Genomic DNA, 19350 nt, shown 5'->3' with positions numbered 1-19350 from the left:
GGTGCCACGATGAAGAACCCTATGAATATGGCTGTGAACACACCAAAACCTTTGGCCTGGGCCATCCGCTGCGCCTTCCTGCCACCTGTACTGGCAGCCTGCCTGGGCATCGGTAGTGCAGTAGCGAATCCATCCAACCCGACGGTGGTGAATGGACAGGTGACCTTCTCGCAGAATGGCAACGTCTATACGATCACCAATAGCCCGAGCGCGATCATCAACTGGAACAGCTTCTCGATCAATGCGGGTGAGCTGGTGCGTTTCATCCAGCAAAACAGTAGCAGCAGTGTCCTGAACCGCATTACCGGCCAGGATCCGAGTCAGATCATGGGTGCGCTGGAGTCGAATGGCCGCGTCTTCCTGATCAATCCGAACGGCATCATGTTTGGTGCGGGTGCGCAAATCAATGTAGCGGGCCTGGTGGCGTCGACGCTGGCGATTTCAGACAGTAACTTCCTGGCCGGCAAAAACAAATTTACAGCGGGTGACGTCGCCGGTGCAGTAAACAATATGGGCGCGATTACGACACCATCGGGTGGGCAGGTCTACCTGATTGCACCGGATGTGACGAATAGCGGCATCATCACGTCGCCGAAAGGCGAAGTGGTATTAGCGGCAGGACGTAGTGTGCAACTGGCGGATTCGAGCAATCCGGATATGCAGGTGGTGGTCTCTGCACCGACGGACCGCGCCTTGAACCTGGGCGACGTGATTGCACAGGGTGGCAAGATTGGTATCTATGCGGCCTTGATCAACCAGCGTGGCAAGTTGAATGCGAATAGCGCGGTGCTTGGGGAGAATGGCAAGATCGTGCTCAAGGCCAGCCGCGACACGTTGCTCGAAGCGGGCAGTGTCACCAGTGCTACCGGCGTCGGGCAGGGTGGCGAAGTGCAGGTGCTGGGACAGCGTGTGGCCTTGACCGGCGACGCACGTATTGATGCCAGCGGCCAGACCGGTGGCGGTACCGTGCTGGTCGGTGGTGATTACCAGGGCAAGAACGCCGCGGTGCAAAACGCCGAGCAAACCGTAGTCGGCAGCGACGCCAGCATCAAGGCCGATGCAATTGAGCGCGGTGACGGCGGCAAGATTATAGTCTGGGCCGATGGCGCGACATCGATGGCGGGTAAATTGTCAGCGCGAGGTGGCGCGACTGGTGGCGACGGCGGTCTGGCTGAAGCATCCGGCAAACAATTCCTCGATTTCCGTGGCACGGTCGATCTGCGTGCTCCACTCGGAAAGAAAGGCACCTTGCTGCTGGATCCGAACAATATTTCCATCGCCAACGGCAGCGATACCTATATCACGCAAAGCGGTGGCTCACCTTTCGTGTACGAAGCCAACAATACGCCCGCCGTACTGACAACAGCAACCCTCACCAACCAGCTCAGCCTGTCGGACGTCAATGTTTACACCGGTACCGGCTCCATCACGGTGCTGTCCCCGATCCTCTGGTCTAACTCCAGCGAACTGACCTTGTCGGCTACCACCGGCATCGCGATCAATTCGCAGATCACCAATACTGGAGGAGGGAAGCTATCGCTGTACACCACGGGCGGCAATATTACCCAAACCTCCGTGATCTCAGTGCCAACGCTGGCAGCGATCGCCGATAGCGGTAGTGTGACCCTTACACATAACGGAAATACCGTCGGCACCCTGGCCGGTTCCGGTGCCACAGGCTTCACTTACCACGACTACGATGGGTTGACGATAGGCACCGTGGCGGGCGGCGCGATTCCGACGCAAGTCGGCGTCACCTCCAGCAATGGTTCCATAGAGATCATGTCCGGCACAGGCCCCGCCACCGGGGGCCTGACCATCGATGGGCAAATTTCGGCACCGTCGGGCTCCCTCTATTTGCGCGATTACAAGGGTGATATCAGCCAAACCGCAGCGATCAACGCACTATCGGCATCGATCATCGCCGACGAAGGAGCGGTCACACTTAACAATAACGCCAACACCCTGAGCTACCTGGCCGGTTACAGCACTAGTGCAGGGGGCTTTAGTTTCGTCAACTCCAGTGGCTTTGCAGTTAGTACTGTCTACGGCTCGAACGGTGTACTCAGTTTTGGCTCGGGAGCTTTGAGCCTGACTGCGCGGACAGGCGACCTGACGATCGCGAACACGACTTATGGCGTCAATGCCGGTAGCATGGGAACCCCTTCCTTACTGACGCTGACCGCGGATAACGGGCAGGTGCTGGGCAACGGCATCGTCAAGGGTGGCGCTGTTACCATCAATTCGGCCACCGGCATCAACCTGACGGGAGCACATAACGAGATAGGTACGCTGACTGCCAATGTCACTGGCAGTGGCGATGTTTTGGTGACAAACGACCAGAACCTGTCGATCGCTTCGATCAACACCGGCTCGGTTAACGCCTTGATTGATATCTCGACTACTGCAGGCTCTGCCTATGGTATCGAGGTCGCGGGTGCGATCACTACCGGCGGTGCCGGCAGCGTCTCGCTCAATGCAGGCGGCACTGGTGCGATCACCCGTACCGGCGCTTCCAGCATCATCAGCACCAACAATCTCACACTGCAAGACAGTAGCAGCGGCGCGATCGGCACCTTGTCCAACGCTTTGCTGACAAGCGCAGTCAGCGGCGGTAATACTGACTTCCATATCGGTGCATCGGGCACTGGTCCGCAAGGCTTATATCTGAGCCATAGCGGCCAAATGACGCTGAACACGGGCTCGAACTACGGCAACAATGCCGCCGTTAATATCAGTTCAACAGGCAACCTTAACGTTGCCGGCAACCTGAGTACAGGCAGCGGTGCATTGACGCTCAGCACTGGCGGCAATCTGAACAGCGACAATAACTCCATCATCACCGGCGGTAATGTGAATCTGTCTGCGACGCAGAATATCGACGTCGGCACCGTAAACTCGTCGACCGGCAACATCAGCATGACCGCCCAGCAAGCCCTGACTGCACGCGGCATCAGCACAGCTGCCCTTAATGCCGGCAACGTCACGCTGACCGCCAATGGCGGCGACATCATACTGGGTGCCGACAGCGGGCTCGACGCGCGTTCCATTTCGTCAGGCAGCAATGGCACTGTGTCGCTCACCAGCGCCGGCACGATCCAGATGCTGAACGGTAACCTCATCAAGGCCGGCGCGCTGGACATGAAAGCCGCCAACGGTATCTACGGTTCCACCAATTCGCTTACGCTCGGCATCATGAGCGATAGCGTGCAAGCACAAAATACATCGACCGGAGTGATACGCCTGGCAAACAGCGGCACCAATCTGTCGGTGGGTGGAACCAGCAATTACGGTATCCAGCAGCAGGCTGCCGGCGTCGTATACCTTGAAAACGCCAGCGGCTACACGACCACGATCAACAAGGACATTACCAGCAGTGGCAGCAACATCTCTATCTACGGCGCAGGCGGAACCACGCTGGCGGCCGGGCAAACCATTAACAGTAATGGCGGCGGCATTCAGCTGTTTTCGTTCGATGCCAACGCCCAGCTCGCCATGGCGACAGGATCCAGCGTCAACAGTGGCGGCGGACTCGTCAACCTGAAGGCGGATGCGATGTCCTTCACCGGCAGCGCCGTGCACGCGGGCAGCGGCGGTGTCGCTATCGGTCCGGGCAATGGTGATACACAGATCCATGTGGGCGTCGGCGCCACCGATATCAGCGGTGCAGCCGGTACCCGTGTACTCGGCCTCACTCAGGATGAACTGCGCACTATTGATACCTCAGGCTATATTTATATCGGTAATGGATCGCAAACAGCTGACGTGACCGTCTCCGGTGCACTGGATCTATACAACGGCGGCGCTTTGAATGGAATGCTTTCGCTGAATGGCGGCGGCGCTAACGTCATCATCAATGACGTGCTGACGACGGGGCAAGTAACCATCGCCAACGCCAACGCATCCAAAGCCATCACTATCGGCAACGGCGGACAGTTAAACACCCATGGCACGACGGTACTTAATGCGCTCGGCGGAGTGGTCATGAACGGCAACGGCAGCATCGCCACCAATGGCAGCGTTCTCTACATGCAAGGTACAAGCGGCGTGACCCTTAATGGCACATCAAGCATCTCGACGGCGGGCGGTGCGTTGACGATCAATGCAGGTAGCACGGATGGCCTGGTCTCAACGCAGGCCGGCACCTCGATTTCCAGCGGCAGCGGGACGACGACGATCAACTCCGATAACATGAGCCTGGCGGGAACCATCAACAGCAGCAACAGCGTCACCCTGGCACCACACACCGCGGGCACCTTGATCAAGGTCGGCGCACTGGCCGCCGATAGCAGTGGCGTATTGCGCCTGACCAGCGCCGAACTGAATAATGTGCACGCATCTGTCCTGCACATCGGCTCCGCTACATCCGGCGCGCTCACGATCGAATCGGCGCTGGGTAACGGCAGCGGCGGGGCGTTCCAAAACATCGGCTCAAGCCTGAACCTGGTATCCGGCAGCGCGATTACGCAAGATGCCGGTGCCACCATAAATGGCATCAGTAAAGTTGCGTTCACCGGTACCAGCGTCCTGCTGGACCAGGCCAATGGCACTGGAAGCATCGCCGGCAATACCAGTGGTTCGTTTACTTATCGCTCAGCCAACCAGATCTCGGTTGAAGCGATCGACGGTATCGGCGGCATCACCGCCGGGGCCGGTGAAACCATCAAACTCAAGTCCGACGGTGCTGGCATCAGCCAGACTGCCGGTGCACCGCTGACCGCTACCGGCGGCACACTGGTGGTGGAGGCTGCGGGTTCGGCGCAACTGAACCTGACCAGCAATAACTTCAACACGCTCGGCGGCGTACTGAACCAGGGTGGTGCCGGCGTCGCGGGAGCATCACAGATCCAGGTCGCCGGTGACCTGACCATCGCAAGCGTGACGGCCTTCGATGGTGTGAGCACCATCAACGGCCTGTCGACCAATAACCAGAACCTGGAGTTATCGACCGGCATCTCTTCTAACCAGCTCACCGTCGACAAGCCGATCAACGTCGGTACCGCCAGCGTGACACTGAAAACGGATAATTTGACGCTTAATGACACGGTCATGGGGAACACCGTGTCACTACAGACCCGGACCGCCGCGCGGTCGATCACTGTAGGTTCGGCCACTTGCCAGGTGGGTGGCGTCGGTGGATGTCTCGCAATCACTCGTCTCGACCGCGTGATCGCACCGAACATCGGTATAGGCAACCGTTACAACGCTGCCTCAGCACCTGGTGACATCCACGTGGCAGGCATCACCAGCCCGGGGACGGCAATCGCGACCGACATCAATCCGACCACGACGACGATCTTCCTCGGCAGTGGCGGCAACATCACACAGAGTGGTGCGATTGAGGTCGATACGCTCGCCCTTTCGGCAGGCGGCAACGTCATCCTGAACAATGCCGGCAACCTGGTCTCAACGCTGGTGGCCGAGACCAATGGCACGGCGCTCTCGTACAACAATAGTGCGGGCCTCACGGTCGGCGCATTACCGGCCAATACACTGATTGAGGCGGGCGGCGGCACCTTGAGCGGCGTGCGTACCTTGGGCGGCAATGTTGCGTTGACAGTTGCCGGCGGCTCTACAAATGAGCTGACCATTGCCCAGTTGATCGATGCCGGTAGCGGTGATGTCGCGCTGACTTCGTCCGGCACGGTCTACGGCGGGACCGGCAGCAAGGACATCTCGGCCGGCACACTTAGCGTTACAGCCAACGGCACCTCGGCGCGCAGCGGCATTGGCGCTATCGATGGCAACGGTGGCTTGCATACCGCGGTGCCGCGCATCGCATCGCTGACAGCACCAGCGGGTGATATTCGCGTCACGAGCTCGTCGGACCTGATCGTCGGACCAGCTACGCCTACACCGGGCAACGTGGTGAGCACCGGCGGCGCGTTGGCGCTGAGCACAGCCAGCGGCCATTCCCTGACCATCAACGGCGATATTGCCGCAACGGGCAACGTCAATCTGACGGCGGGTTCCGCTGGTTCCGCCAATACACTGGACCAGATCAACTTCGCGCAAAACGTCACCTCCGGCGGCAACATCGCTATCAACGGCTACGGCGTCAGCGGCGCATATGTGCCGGCCGGCGGCAATGTCACTTCGAAGCTGTACAGCCCATCAACGCCGGGGCAGACGGTGTCACAGTTGCTGCAGAGTGGACCGCTTGCGCAAGCGCGTAATACCGCCATCAACCTGATGAACTCGGGGACGATGATCCTGGGTTGCGGTGGTACGTCGTCAGGCGCTTCCAGTGATGCACCGGGCGTAGCGCCCGCTACTTCGGACGACAGCAGCAGTAAGGTAATGGGTGGACAGAAGGAGGGCGGTTTTGCGCAGCAAATTGCCTGTAATTGACGTGTTAATACACACTTTTTCTCTGAATCCGAGCTTCACCTTGTTCAAAAAAATGTTATTTCAATAACTAAAGAATTATCTTGACAAAAGATTCCATAGATATAATCCTGCGAAATACGGGCGATTGTATACAAGATCTGAGGTTATTGTATGCAGACGATTTCCTAATATAAAAAAATACAATTTTGGAGACAGGATCATGAAGCTTGGAATCCCCCTTTTGGTGGTAGCTGGACTTTGCCTATCCGTTAGTGCGTTTGCGCAGACTTGGCCCACCAGGCCGGTGACGTTGATCGTGCCGTTCCCGCCGGGCGGCGGAACCGACGCTTTTGCACGTCCGCTGGCAGCGCAACTGACCAAACAGCTCGGCAAGTCGGTCATCATCGATAATCGCGGTGGCGCAGGTGGCACCCTTGGTGCGGGCGTAGCAGCGAAGTCAGCACCTGATGGATATACATTTTTCATTGGGGCAGCGCATCATGCAATTGCACCGGCGCTGTATCCAAAGCTCACTTACGATCTGCAAAAAGATTTCATCCCGATTACCGTTATTGCCACGCCCCCACAGGTGATCGTAGTCAACACACAGCGTGTTCCGGTGCAGGATCTGAAAGGTTTGCTGGACTACGTCAGAAAGAATCCCGGCAAGCTGAACTTCGGCTCGGCCGGTAACGGTACCTCGCATCATTTGGCGGGTGAACTGTTCAAGATCCAAACCAAGACCTTCATTACCCATATTCCATACCGCGGCGCAGGTCCGGCGCTACAGGACTTGATCGGGGGACAGCTCGATATGATGTTCGACGGGCTCGGCTCCTCGGCCAGCCATGTGAAGAGCGGCCGCATCAAGGCACTTGCCGTCGCATCGGCCAAGCGCGCACCGGGCTTTCCCGATGTACCGACCGCTGCGGAAGCCGGTGTGCCAGGCTATGAAGTATCCACCTGGTACGGTCTGTGGGCAATCAAGGGCACGCCACCTGAGGTGGTCGAGCGCATGACGGATGAAGTCAAGAAAGCGCTGGCATCGCCGGAAATCCATCAAAACTGGACAAATGCCGGTTCGGATATTCCGAACATGTCACAGGCGGAATTTACCACGATGATCGCGTCCGAAATCGCGCGCTGGGGGCAGGTTGTCAAGAGCTCGGGCGTCAAGCTGGAATAAGAGTGCAACTGGCGTGCATGCCGTGCCTCTGAGCCTGAGGCATTGGCTTGCCGCCGACCGGGATTAGATGACTAACCAATCTTGGCTGGAGCTAAAGGCAAGGAACTATCCTGACTGTTGAGAAAGTCACTTGAGGATGGTTATGGTGAGATGGGCAAGCGCGCTGCCGGCATTACCAACTGCCGAACGCAGAAGTGCATAGAGCGCTCGTTTAACTCCATGAGTGATTTGACATAATATAAATTATACGAAATTAAGCATAAACTCCCGCGAAAACTAACAACTGCTAAAGCACCCCATTTATAGGCTGCGGAACTAAAGTTGTAAATTTGGGGGAACTAAAGATGTAAAATCTACCCCTTCGCATAGTTTTAACAACTTTACTTCCGATTCGGGTCCACTCGAACAGAGCCTTTAATCTAGAGATTTCGAGAGCGAACATTGCCCCTAGTTACGAATTGAGTAATCGGTGTGTAGTTTGGCATCCGATTCGGCAACGGCAAGTAATGTGTTTTTTATAAATTCAATAGGCAACTCAGGGTTGTCTTCAGCGGCCTTTCCCAAGCGAGCCCAGTATTCAATCTGCTGCGAAACTGACCTATGCGCCGCAACAGCGTATGGCGTAGCAAGATCAATTAATTCATCCGACAATTTCAACGTTGCAGCCATAATTCTCACCTATAGACTTACTGAGCAGAGCTTTTAGCTGATTGTCGTACTTTCAGCGGAAAATTTGGTTCGTGCTGCGCGCTGTTTAACGTTTCGGTCATCCAACTAATAAACGCACTCCACCCGGATTCAGTTAGTGCCATTCCTTCAGTTGGGTAGAGCTTTACCAAGGCAACAGGACCACTCATTAGTTCTATTGGCAATTCATCGATCCATTTTGCAATGATGCCTTCTAGCTCAAATGGCACATTCTTGATCAAAATACAGTTCTCTCCAGCAATGACTTCGAATCCCAATCCTCGCTGAAACCCGCAATGTAATGATCGAATTTTTTGACTGATGCTCATATTTTTACCAAAAATCAATTTTATTAATAAACGAACTTCCTTGAACGAACCTATGTGCAAAAGACCTATCTGCGAACTTAATATGTCGCCAAATTCATTTTTTACGACGCTCAGGAAATGATCCGCCTGTTTTAAATAAATTAAGAATTTACTGAAGTCATATCAACGGAGATTTTGTTAGCCGCTGCTTTCAGAAATTTGTTTAATTCAATCAAAACTTCCCAACTTTTCCCTGCCGTATCGTCGGCTAAATAGACAGCTTCCTCTGTCAATAAAATGTTCTTGGTGTCTGCGCGTTTGAACGATTCCAAAACAAGATCATAAAAAGGTAAACGATATGCTTGGGATAAACTGCCGTTGCCTGCTGCATGCCATTCAATAGTGTGGGCGTGCATGATGTAATTACATGCATCTCTCAAACCAAAATTAAGCACGCCATTGCCAGACCCCAGTAAATGGAAGCCAACGCGTTCTTTATCTCCTACTACCCTGCCCTTTAAGGTTGAGCGCTCATCTGCAGAAAGTGAACGCCATTCCGTGTCTTGTATCCTTCTAACAGAACTTGCAATGGATACCAAAAGATGGGCTGCCTCATTACTAAAGTACTTTTGGTGAAGCTCATTCAGCCATTTATTGTCGTTAAGCGTAGGGCTATTTATATTGGCGCGATACTCAATCATTAACATGAGGCGGTAAATATCGCGTAAAACAATTTCGTAATCGAACCAGGCGGCGGAGGGCTGCATGCTTCTATGCCAAAAAGTGCGACAAACCTATTTCGCAGAAAAAGTTAGAGAACATTTTTTATCTCCAAAAGCGGGTGGTAGTCATCAATTGCATGCATAAACAATCCAGACCTCCGTCAAGATGCTCGTGACCGCCGATACTCAGCCACATAAGACGCAGTAGTTGCACTTGTGGTGTCTTCATGTTTTCGTTTTGAGCGTCGGTGTATCCAATCGAAAACTAGTGGATTATTTCTGCGGTTGTTATAGATGCCCGCTTGTATCGTATTTGCGAATCCTATCAATTCTTCGTTAGTGGCAACATTAGTCAAGATTCTTTGCCAAACATCGTTAATGGCCTCACGCATTGAAGCAAGTCTTGTTATGGCCTCTAGATTCTCTTGTATTACTTTAGATGCAACCGAGACGAATGGCAGAATCAATGGAACAATCAGTCCGAGAATTATAGTAATCGTACAATCCAATGCGAGAACAATAATAAGAATCACGACAAAGAGAGCAATGCCAACAACGCGAATCATTTTATTATAGCGACGCCGAAGATCCTCATCCCACCAACAGTTGGCTCGTTGACAGATAATGCGAGCCACTTCCATCGGCAAGGCATCGACCTCAACTCGATACCAATTGGTAAACTCTTCTTTTGGTGTGCCGCTGGTAAAAGATTCTTCTGCCCATACCTCAACAATCTCTTGATCCAGCGGTTTTCCATAAGTGATATTGCACATTGGAATGCCAAGTACATCTGAGTCAAAATATTGTTGAATCTTTGCCGCAGTTTCCTTTTTATAATTCATTACAGGATTGAGATAAAGCTCTATCAACAGAAAAGACATTCCAGAAGAGAGTCCTACAAACCAGGCTATGTCTGTCTTGGGGAGACCAAACAACTCTTTGTCTAACGTTAAGGCGACAAACGCAATTAAGACAGCAACGGGTACGCTAAAAACGAACTGCGCCGCGAGAAAGTTTTTTGCACTTGAGTACAATGCACTTTGAGCAGCAAGACGCTTAATAGAAGTTTCACTGTTCTGTTTTTTTACTATGTTATTCATCGCTGTCACTTAACCAAACGTAGGAAATGTGGGGCCAAAAATTTCTCTCCATTTATTGATGGAACCCCGATAGTCTTCTTTAGATTCGAATTCCCTAGCTTCGAGGGCTTTTGCATAATCCAAAGCGCATCTAGTGGCTATTTCAACTCGTTCTGTCCAGGCAACATTATTCAAATCACCTTGAATACCTTTCGGATCAAATACCGAATGATAGACAGCGCTTCGAATGTAATTTATGACGTCTCTAAACTCTAAATCAGGATAGATATTGCAAATCGATTGCTCATAATAATCCAGCACCATATTTTCAAGCAGATATGACGGAAGTGACGGCATCGTTGGGCGGCGATTCCAAAATTTTACGAGGCGGATTACATCAAGCAGATTTTTACCGCGACTTCTTTCCAGTCGAGTAACTCTCGCCCGATCAATTCGGGGATCTGTTTTTTGCCAATTCCCGTCTCCATCCGGTATCAGATAAAACTCAATTCCATTCACATCCGGACTAGTATAAAAACAGGGAACCAAGTCATACACCCATGGATACGAATTCAAGCTCAATACTGCAGCTTCTCCTTTTCGACCAATCTCCGCATTGCCATATTGCGGTATGTTTGATAACGCATTCACGAACTTATTGATTACACGTTTTGAATTTATGTAGTTACTATTTTCAAATCGAAGTTTGAAGAGTGCAGAAGTCTCATTCGTAGTTGATATAAATATTTTGCCGCCATACTCTTCATAAGTTGCTCCATCCGCGTGTAGGCCAATCATGATGTCGATGTCGTCCAGCGGTCTTTTTTTTGTTCTTCGTTCGAACGAACCAAAAAATATATCTCTTTCGTTATACAACTTAGGGAAGAACTGATCAACGACAGGAAACCCATGAATACGATCCATCAACCAATCCCTGCTTCGTCGGGCTGTGTCAGTAATGGCTGAATCCAGATTGACTTGATCTCGTAGAAAATCATCGAACGCGGCAATCGTTGTTGTCGCCATTTAAGTATCTCCTGCGCAGCGTGAACCTTCTATTACGTGCCTGGCGATACATTTATCGTCAGGGTGCTTCCCACCCCCTTCCCATATTCCTGTGGCTAACCAATCTTCAAAATAGCTCAGCCACTCAACTGTCCATGCAATGTAAGTCTCACGCAGCTTCATTTGTTGATTCCACTCATGTCCGGATGGCCACCACAAACAGAGCTTGGTTCCCTTCCCTTCATATGGGTATATATGCGGAATTATTTTGTCAATTGTCAGTGCGTGAAGATCCGGTGAGCGGACAACCACCCACGGAAATGGATCTCCCATTTTGATATGAAGCGTACATTGATAAAGCCGCGAGTAATCACTCGGAGATACCGCAAAATAGAAAATTAATTCACGGCCGCCACGTAGCTCAACGCGAGAGTCTGGCAAGTGCAATTGGCGAAGTTCCCATGCCCTCTCAGCCAGAGTGGGCATTTTCTTTCGGTGAAAAGCCATTACGGCTTCCCGAAAAAGTTATGACTCTTTGATCCAATAGTCATCGGAACTGCTGAAGCAGTGAGCAAAGTGACCGTCCCAGCTTTGCGTTCAGTATTTCGATGTTCCAATTGATTTTGTTGTATCGCACGGGCCGCGCGATCGCCGAACACACGTTGGATTTTTTTATGAAGAATATCGAATCCAGCCCTATCCTCGATAGATATCACCAGGTCTTTGATGTCACCAACCAACTGCGCATGCCAGACCCAAAATGCAGCTTGGTGCGCAGGTGTATTCATCCCGCTGGCCAGGTTGTCACGGCTGGTAGATGGATTGTCTAAGCGCCATTCTTCGAGACGATGCCCTACCGGTTCCCTAGAAAAATATAGTGGCAGCGAGTGCACGATATCAAGCAATAAGTCCAACGGAGTTTCGTGAGGAATTCGCGCCTGGTCTTCATAGGCCAGAGCCGCCAATGTAGTGATAAAGGTCGAGCTGGGGGCATCTTTCTTTCCGAAGAAAAACTCGTTCCGATGTAACTTCACCATCTGAACCAGCCGGCATAGCATGCGCTGGAAAACTTCCTGTGCATCAGGCAATGGCGCGATTTCGGTCGAGCTATATACAGAATCCATAGCACTGATAGATCGCTCCACTAGCGTAAATATTGGCGAAATAGCCGCCACCTGATCAAACCATTTTGCGTAACCTCGAGGATTTGTGGAGTGGAACGCACGCTGATCCCGATCTGGAATCAAGGCGTGTGTATCACCGTATGCGGTGGCATGCTGAGGCGCGTCAATAACCGGGGCGATATCTGCGGTCATACCGCTCGCATACTCGAGCGTAACGCAACGTTCCCATTTCCTTATCTGTAACTGATGTTTGTCGGCATAGCTTTGCAATGCTTGAAACAAATTCATTAGTAATCGTGACGGCCCGCCGGTATCACTATATAAATAGTATGCAGAGTGAGGCAGGCGGGCAATCAAATCAACGTCGAAGCCATCTCGTCCTTCATCACGCGGCCTGACCAAGGTGCCTAGTTGCCGCGATCCATGCGCGTGGATTTCTTCAAATTGGTCTTTGAAGGACGTGGATTCTGCCAGGTGCTCTGCAGTGCTTTCGTAAGCACGTTGAAGAATCGAGAATTGAGTTTGGGTCGGCTCATTGCTTTTCCCAATGACTTCGGCCAATCTAAAAAATGCTGAGCTCGAACGGCCAGAGTAGCCGTGTTTTTGGGGAGGGAAAATATCGCGTTTCATTTGCCACCTCTGAGGAAGTGATCCAAATGAAATGCTAGATTGTCTTGGCGACAATCGGCCAAATGCTGAGGCATATAAGTCCTTTCTCTATGCCAAAGCGACTACAGAAACAAGCCGGTTGATCTTGACCAGTAAATGTTGCAATATAAAAACATTTACATTTAAAAGCTTTACGTCACAGATTTCTCGCTCATATAATGCAGACCGCTTTAAGTACTAAAAATTTACCAAACAAGTTTCTTCGCGGGAGCATTGTTTGGGAGCCGTGGTGCTTTGAGTCAAAAGTCGGAGACGTCGAGAGGCGTCTTCGACTTTTTGTTTTCAGCTCGGCAATATTAGCACTCTCTTTATGTGATTGCTAATGGTTTCACTGTTTTTTTTTACAGTGAAAAATTAAATGCGCTTCCTAACGCCATAAAAGACACAATTGAGCGGTTTTGGGGGCGAGTGAGGGGGTGGTGGCTATTTTTTGACAAATGCGCCCCTTGAGTGGTTATAGTCGATTTTTTGAGGGTGCGTGCATTTCTGCACTAGTTGAGAGTCGCGATTTTCGCATTCGGAATGAACGTCGCTACCTACTATAGCGCCCTGATACAGTGTTACGAAACGCTCGAAAGCAGATGGTTTCTAAAAGGATCTGCTGCATCTACGTACCTAGCGGCAGACTGCACATCTTTCCATCCAACGTACGACATCAATGTTTTGATATCCCATCCGCTGGAAATAGCCCAATTTGCAAATCCTCTACGCAAAGAGTGACTGCTGTAGAGTTCGCTTGATACAACGCCGTTCTCAGACAAGATTGAACGTAGAAGCGGTCCTATGCTATCGACATGCATGCCCCGCTCACCTACATGCCCCCACCGATCAATGGCTCGAAAAACAGGTCCCTCTTCTAGTTGGGCCGCATTTTGCCAATCTTGGTAGGCACTCACAGGGCATAACTTAGCCAGCGCGGGCACCTTAAATGGCGTTCCGCGATATTGCCGATCTCCTTTCGTGTGTGGAAGATAGCAAATCATGCCTTCTCCTGGCGTCACGCTAATGCTCTCAACCGCGAGCCTGGTCAGCTCATCAGCACGAAATCCGCGCCAAAATCCGATGAGCAAAAGTGCATGATTTCGTTTAAGGCGGAGAGACAGTGGCCGGTCCCCCATTTCTTGAGCTTGAGCAGCGGCAGTACTCAGGGATATTGCTACTTGCTCTACCTCTGCTAGCAAAAGAGGCTTTGCTTGTTTTTCCTGCAATGGATGCGACGCACGGATACCGCGAAACACATTCCGCACGATCGGCGCTTTCGTTGGATCTGGAAAGCCCTGGTTGATGTGCCACTGGCCTAGTGCCGCCAAACGCTGGCGCAACGTATTTGCCGATAGTAATTCGGCATGGTCCGCAAGATAACGCGCCACACTGTTCGCAGTTGCAGGTAAAAAACCGCCCCACTCTACCTCGAAGTGTCGAACGGCTGCCTGATAACTTTTACGCGTGTTCTCGCGCGTGGCAGCATAGAGATAGTGATCAACGTTGTTCATCACGATAGCTTAGCCGAAAAACTCAGCTAATACTTCCCGGAATTGGCTATCGCGCGGTCGTCAGTGGGCCATTCTTAATATGGATTGTTTCGACTATATTTCTCAATTAAATCCAGCCGATGCCTCTGGGCCGCATCTTCTCCGAGTTGTTGGACTTGGCAGCGAAATAGTGGCGCGAATGCAAGCATTAACGCGGCATAACAAGTCACGGCCAATGAAAGAGTTATCGTCGATAGCAATCGTACTTCCCAAAACATGCCTGTAATCACCGACAACATTAGAGCGATAGCAAATCCATAGAAAATCGTGAGCAACGACGGTCTTAGGCCTTTTTCAAAATCCATTAACGACGCTGGAATGATCGTCTCGTCGGCCAACTGCCGATACTGAACTGGTTGCATATCAATGTCGTTAAATCTGCTGTCGGCCGAGTATGCTTTACGGTCGAATGCTTCAAATATCCGCTCCAAAGATGGATAAGATTCTGGCCAAACTTTTTCTACCTTGACGCCATATGGCTCCAGAATTATTCGAGTTAACTCAGGACTAGCCAGGCGTTGCACGTAACGATCATCGAGAATGGCAAACGTTGCTCTGTCAAGATAAATAAGACGAATTCGTTTTGCGTCCGGGTAGTCTTGATCGCTTACCAATGCAGGGATTGGTAAATCGAGTTTCCGAAATAATGCGACCCGATTTTTGCCCTCTGCAGCCAAGACCAGACCCAACTTCGGGATAAGGGTATAACTGGCGGCGTGTGAACTTTTCTCTTCCACGAGTGCATTGAATGATGCCCTTACCACCGCATCGTTGTGTTCTTTTGTTTCGCTCTCTGGTGTCCATTTCCAGCTTTCCCCAATTGTTATTTCCGGAGAAACCAGCGCCTTGTAATCCGCAGATTCTTTGCTGCGCTCCCGTGGTGAGCGAAAGAATGGCAACAAGGCATGCACATAACTGTATGCGTCTATCGTTCCATAAGAATAATGGGATCCCATCACTTGGCCAACTACAGCGGAGCCTCCTCTTTCTTTGGTGAGGAGATCTAGTAGGGATTTCGTTTTAACAAGTTGCCTTACACCCTGCCCTAGCACAGTTTCGGAAGGGGTTAGTTGAATGAGCTCATCCGCGAAGGTGCCAAATTCCGGAAGCAGGTCTTGAGGCAAAGTAAATGTGTTTGGAGCTTGCATTGTCAGCCTTAAAGAAAGCCGGGTGGTCGCCAATTCACATGAGATCCCGGTACTAGTTAATCAGGAAGTAACCGGTCCATTACACTTCAATTATTGCCGCACGACAACTAAAATCAATATCACATCGGATAACTTAATATTACCCAATCTTAATTTAATCTTGAATGAGTGAAATATAAGGGTTAAATTAGTATGTAATTACGTATTACGTAATACATTATCTTATTTGTAAATGGGAAAATTATGGCGCGCTCAGGATTGTTAAAATCGGATGTAAAAAAAGCCCGAGATTCATTATTGGCTCAGCAAATCAATCCCTCTGTCGATGCGGTAAGAGTCGCTCTTGGCAATACTGGATCTAAGACAACCATCCATAAATATCTCAAAGAGTTAGATGATGCAGCTGACCGCCCTGCTCCGTCGATAAGTGAATCTCTATTGGATATCGTGAATCGTTTGGCGGCTCAATTGCAGACCGAAGCCGACTCCAAAATTGAAGAGATTCTTACGCAGAGTGACGAGAAAAATCGCGAGCACATCACCGCAATTTCTGAGCTTCAAAACACGGTTGCTGCCCTGCGTAACCAAATTGGCCAACTTGAGGCTGATCTGTTCCAGGAGCAAACATCAAAATCTGAGATGCTAGAGCTCCTCCAAGAAGAGAAGCTTGTTCGACGCGCAGCGGATCAACAGGTTATAAATCTTAAGGAACGCTTACTAGAAAACGAGTCATATCGCGCTTCATTAGAAGAAAAGCATCGTCACTCGCGCGAGGCGTTGGAGCATTATCGCCAATCGATGAAGGAGCAGCGAGATCAGGATCAACGCCGTCATGAACACCAAGTTCAACAATTGCAGGCTGAAATGCGCCAGTTGCAGCAAAGTATGATCGTCAAACAGGATGAGGTCACTCGGCTTAATCAAGAAGGCGCGAGACTAGTAACCGACTTGTCGCACGCGCAGAAATCTATTTACGAGCTCAAAAATCAAGAAAGAGAGGCCGGGCAAAAATTAGAAAAATGGCACGAAGCTCTACAACGAAACGCGCTGCTTGAACTTCAGATTGGCGAAAAAGACGTGCGTATAGAAGAGCTTGTAAAGCAAGTATTCGACACATTACTGCAGACAAATGAAATGGGCAAAGAGGCACATCGCTTAGAGTTGGCCCTGGCCGCATCCAACGCGGCGCTCGCAGCTCAGGAAAAAGTCCATGAACAGATCAGAAAGCACTGGACGCAGCAATCCACAGTTGAAAAATAAGTCCAGCTCTTATGTACGCCTTTTCAGGATCAATACTTGGATGATGATAAGGCGAAAGTGGTAAATCCATTTTTACACTTGTTGCTTTTCCTTTCTTTCCATGTAAAAGCATACTGGATTAAGCAATGGCTAAGCCCAATCCAGTACAGGATGCAGAATTTGGAGGCGCTGTATTAGCCCGATAGAATCGGTCAAATAATCTGGAGATAAGAACAGAAATCTGACGTGACCCTATCTTATAAAAGGTATTAATCACGGCGGTCTTAGTCTTCTACGTTTTAGCTGACCGAATGTTGTAAACAACGCTCGCGATAATAATTGCCACTATCAATGTTTGCGCAACGACCGTTTGCATAGTTGGAAAAATTCCGAGCAGTTCTATTTGTGGAAACGGGAGTGGGGAAATCTCGAAAACACCAACCTTCTGCAATGCTGCCACTCCTTTGCCAACCATAACGAAGGCCAGTATTGCCACTAGTGCTGAGCTGGCAGCAAAGAATTTCCCGATAGGAAGACGAGCTGAAGTGCGAAGCAAAACAAATGCAACCACAGTCAATATCAGAATTGCTGCGCCCATACCGAGCAACATATAAATACCATTTCCACCGGTCCAAAGTGCCGCATAGAAAAGGACTGTTTCAAAAACTTCGCGATAAACTGTTACAAAGGATAAGAGGAAAAGCATCATCGCTGAGCGACGATTGAGTGCCGAGGATAGTTTTTCTTTCACGTATGCTTGCCAACGTCCCGCCATGCTTTTCTGATGCATCCAAATCCCGACTCCAAGAAGAACAACCGCGGCGAATATTGCCGAGAACCCTTCCGTCATCTCGCGACTTGCGCCGCTTAAATCAACCAGGTAAGTCGCCACAGCCCAAGTGACGGCGCCACCGGCTAATGCCACAATCCAACCAGCATGGACGTATACCAGCACATCACGTCGATCTGCCTTTTTCAAAAATGCGACCATCGCGACGACAACCAGCAGTGCTTCCAAACCTTCGCGTAAAAGAATGGTGAAGGCGCCAAGGAATGTTGCAAGCGGATCATCTGTAGCGGTGGCTAATGCGTCTTGCGCTTGGGTCAGCTTTACTTGCAGTTGCTGTTCCGCGTTTTTTGCTTCGTCAAGTTGACCACGATTCACAATTGCGCGGAACGCACCCATGCCCTTTTCCAAATCATTGAACAGCTCTTTATTTTTAGCAGCGAGCGCCGGCTCAGCAATTTCAAAGCCATCCAGATAGGCAGAAAGAGCCAGTCGAGATGCGTTTGCTTTGTCGCCCGCTTGCAATGCTTGAACGCTCTCTGACAAGCGCTTCTTCGCCAATGCAAGACTGTCCTCGTTAGAGGCCATCAATTGGTCTGGCTCGCTGCGGAGATGCGCCAAGATTGGACGTGCGTTTGATGCTATCTGCTTTTCCAAACCTGTTTCAGTGGCTTGCGTTAGGGCGTTGATATTTGGTACCGCATTGTGGAGCGATTTGTTTTCCGTCCATGCTTTCTTACCAGCCGCACGATCAGCATCGGTATAAGACATGGTGGATGCAAAAAAGGCGATAGCCCAACGATCATCTTCAGACAGTTGAGCGAAACTTGGCATAGAGGTGCCAGCAACACCGTGGGAAATAATCTGCTGCAGCGAAAAGACACTTCGCTCTTTAGCACGTTCTTTGTCCGACAAAGCGATCGGAGGAGGATTCAAACTTTTAGCAAGCGGACCGTCACCGTTTCCTGAAGCACCATGGCACGAAGCGCAATTTGCTTGATACAGTGCTCCGCCTTTTTTGAGATCGGGTACCTGTGTTGGTGAAAGTGGCACTGGATAGACTTTGAGCACTTCTGCTGCCAAAGCTCTCGAGTAGTTACCCACCTCTTCAGGAGGCGCTTTGGCAGCAATCATGCTTTGAAGCTTGCCTGCTTGTGCCACCAATTTCGCGCTAGCGTCTGTTTTTGGTAGCTCGGACAATTGCTTTTCTGCGTTCGCAGAGAATTCCTGCATCTCGCCATATTCGTCTTTGCTAACCACTACGCCATTCTGTACCGCTGCGCCGTAATCAACTGCCAAGTAATCCAGCACTTGCCATATTTGCTTTACCTTTTCTTGAGTCACCGTATCTTGGGCATTAGCAGAAATAACGCTGGTTGAAAGAGCCAAGAAAACGGCAGTAATGAAAAGGCTAAACTTTGAACGGATATGCATGATGAATATAAAAATAAGAATTATTCACATTCTAAGATTGAATCATTTGTATGAAAAGAACAGACGTAAATTTGTCGCATGACTGTATTGATTAACATCA

At 50.6% G+C, this 19350-nt stretch carries 13 protein-coding genes; 3 read left to right on the top strand and 10 right to left on the bottom strand.

Annotated features, from left to right (window positions below; all coding sequences use genetic code 11):
• The first annotated feature begins 9 nt into the window (after positions 1–9).
• Positions 10–6351 carry a two-partner secretion domain-containing protein gene (locus ACFQPC_RS05250; protein WP_382270556.1) on the top strand — a complete coding sequence of 2114 codons (6342 nt, stop codon included), beginning with the start codon at positions 10–12 and terminating at the stop codon, positions 6349–6351.
• 199 nt (positions 6352–6550) lie between these two features.
• Positions 6551–7516 (top strand): Bug family tripartite tricarboxylate transporter substrate binding protein, encoded by a 966-nt coding sequence (locus tag ACFQPC_RS05245; RefSeq protein ID WP_382270555.1) that lies wholly within the window; start codon positions 6551–6553, stop codon positions 7514–7516.
• Between the two features lie 447 nt (positions 7517–7963).
• Here ACFQPC_RS05245 and ACFQPC_RS05240 read toward each other — a convergent pair whose 3' ends face one another.
• From ACFQPC_RS05240 to ACFQPC_RS05205, 9 genes are all read right to left on the bottom strand, one after another.
• Positions 7964–8185: a TA system antitoxin ParD family protein gene (locus ACFQPC_RS05240; RefSeq protein WP_124574085.1), complete on the bottom strand. Its 222-nt coding sequence runs from the start codon at positions 8183–8185 to the stop codon at positions 7964–7966.
• Between the two features lie 17 nt (positions 8186–8202).
• Positions 8203–8532 carry a hypothetical protein gene (locus ACFQPC_RS05235; RefSeq protein ID WP_124574086.1) on the bottom strand — a complete coding sequence of 110 codons (330 nt, stop codon included), beginning with the start codon at positions 8530–8532 and terminating at the stop codon, positions 8203–8205.
• 140 nt (positions 8533–8672) lie between these two features.
• Positions 8673–9278, bottom strand: coding sequence for a hypothetical protein (locus ACFQPC_RS05230; protein ID WP_124574087.1), 606 nt, complete (start codon positions 9276–9278; stop codon positions 8673–8675).
• Between the two features lie 116 nt (positions 9279–9394).
• On the bottom strand, positions 9395–10333 hold the full coding sequence (locus tag ACFQPC_RS05225) for an S-4TM family putative pore-forming effector (RefSeq protein ID WP_124574088.1): 939 nt from the start codon (positions 10331–10333) through the stop codon (positions 9395–9397).
• 9 nt (positions 10334–10342) lie between these two features.
• Entirely contained in the window at positions 10343–11338 is a 996-nt protein-coding gene (locus ACFQPC_RS05220; RefSeq protein ID WP_124574089.1) for a nucleotidyltransferase, read from the bottom strand.
• Positions 11339–11803 (bottom strand): type II CBASS E2 protein, encoded by a 465-nt coding sequence (locus ACFQPC_RS18265; RefSeq protein WP_465261802.1) that lies wholly within the window; start codon positions 11801–11803, stop codon positions 11339–11341.
• 20 nt (positions 11804–11823) lie between these two features.
• Positions 11824–13071, bottom strand: coding sequence for a nucleotidyltransferase domain-containing protein (locus tag ACFQPC_RS05215; RefSeq protein WP_233588319.1), 1248 nt, complete (start codon positions 13069–13071; stop codon positions 11824–11826).
• A gap of 599 nt (positions 13072–13670) precedes the next feature.
• Positions 13671–14603 carry a site-specific integrase gene (locus ACFQPC_RS05210; RefSeq protein WP_124574091.1) on the bottom strand — a complete coding sequence of 311 codons (933 nt, stop codon included), beginning with the start codon at positions 14601–14603 and terminating at the stop codon, positions 13671–13673.
• A gap of 74 nt (positions 14604–14677) precedes the next feature.
• A complete protein-coding gene (locus tag ACFQPC_RS05205; protein ID WP_124574092.1) occupies positions 14678–15790 on the bottom strand; it encodes a hypothetical protein in 1113 nt (370 codons plus the stop codon).
• A 243-nt stretch (positions 15791–16033) separates the two neighbouring features.
• Between ACFQPC_RS05205 and ACFQPC_RS05200 the strand changes: the two genes are divergently transcribed.
• Positions 16034–17050: a DNA-binding protein gene (locus tag ACFQPC_RS05200; protein ID WP_124574093.1), complete on the top strand. Its 1017-nt coding sequence runs from the start codon at positions 16034–16036 to the stop codon at positions 17048–17050.
• 271 nt (positions 17051–17321) lie between these two features.
• Here ACFQPC_RS05200 and ACFQPC_RS05195 read toward each other — a convergent pair whose 3' ends face one another.
• Entirely contained in the window at positions 17322–19250 is a 1929-nt protein-coding gene (locus ACFQPC_RS05195) for a cytochrome c/FTR1 family iron permease (RefSeq protein ID WP_124574094.1), read from the bottom strand.
• Positions 19251–19350: the final 100 nt, after the last annotated feature.

It is taken from the genome of Herminiimonas glaciei (assembly GCF_042664955.1).
GTDB classification, from domain to species: domain Bacteria; phylum Pseudomonadota; class Gammaproteobacteria; order Burkholderiales; family Burkholderiaceae_D; genus Oxalicibacterium; species Oxalicibacterium glaciei.
The sequence above is the reverse complement of the archived record's forward strand: the minus strand, read 5'-3'. Positions and strand labels throughout refer to the sequence as shown.

What these genes read in the sequence shown, in the direction of transcription:
- ACFQPC_RS05250 (WP_382270556.1), top strand. Translation starts at nt 10, where the DNA reads ATGAAGAACCCTATGAATATGGCTGTGAACACACCAAAACCTTTGGCC.
- ACFQPC_RS05245 (WP_382270555.1), top strand. Translation starts at nt 6,551, where the DNA reads ATGAAGCTTGGAATCCCCCTTTTGGTGGTAGCTGGACTTTGCCTATCC.
- ACFQPC_RS05240 (WP_124574085.1), bottom strand. Translation starts at nt 8,185, where the DNA reads ATGGCTGCAACGTTGAAATTGTCGGATGAATTAATTGATCTTGCTACG.
- ACFQPC_RS05235 (WP_124574086.1), bottom strand. Translation starts at nt 8,532, where the DNA reads ATGAGCATCAGTCAAAAAATTCGATCATTACATTGCGGGTTTCAGCGA.
- ACFQPC_RS05230 (WP_124574087.1), bottom strand. Translation starts at nt 9,278, where the DNA reads ATGCAGCCCTCCGCCGCCTGGTTCGATTACGAAATTGTTTTACGCGAT.
- ACFQPC_RS05225 (WP_124574088.1), bottom strand. Translation starts at nt 10,333, where the DNA reads ATGAATAACATAGTAAAAAAACAGAACAGTGAAACTTCTATTAAGCGT.
- ACFQPC_RS05220 (WP_124574089.1), bottom strand. Translation starts at nt 11,338, where the DNA reads ATGGCGACAACAACGATTGCCGCGTTCGATGATTTTCTACGAGATCAA.
- ACFQPC_RS18265 (WP_465261802.1), bottom strand. Translation starts at nt 11,803, where the DNA reads ATGCCCACTCTGGCTGAGAGGGCATGGGAACTTCGCCAATTGCACTTG.
- ACFQPC_RS05215 (WP_233588319.1), bottom strand. Translation starts at nt 13,071, where the DNA reads ATGAAACGCGATATTTTCCCTCCCCAAAAACACGGCTACTCTGGCCGT.
- ACFQPC_RS05210 (WP_124574091.1), bottom strand. Translation starts at nt 14,603, where the DNA reads ATGAACAACGTTGATCACTATCTCTATGCTGCCACGCGCGAGAACACG.
- ACFQPC_RS05205 (WP_124574092.1), bottom strand. Translation starts at nt 15,790, where the DNA reads ATGCAAGCTCCAAACACATTTACTTTGCCTCAAGACCTGCTTCCGGAA.
- ACFQPC_RS05200 (WP_124574093.1), top strand. Translation starts at nt 16,034, where the DNA reads ATGGCGCGCTCAGGATTGTTAAAATCGGATGTAAAAAAAGCCCGAGAT.
- ACFQPC_RS05195 (WP_124574094.1), bottom strand. Translation starts at nt 19,250, where the DNA reads ATGCATATCCGTTCAAAGTTTAGCCTTTTCATTACTGCCGTTTTCTTG.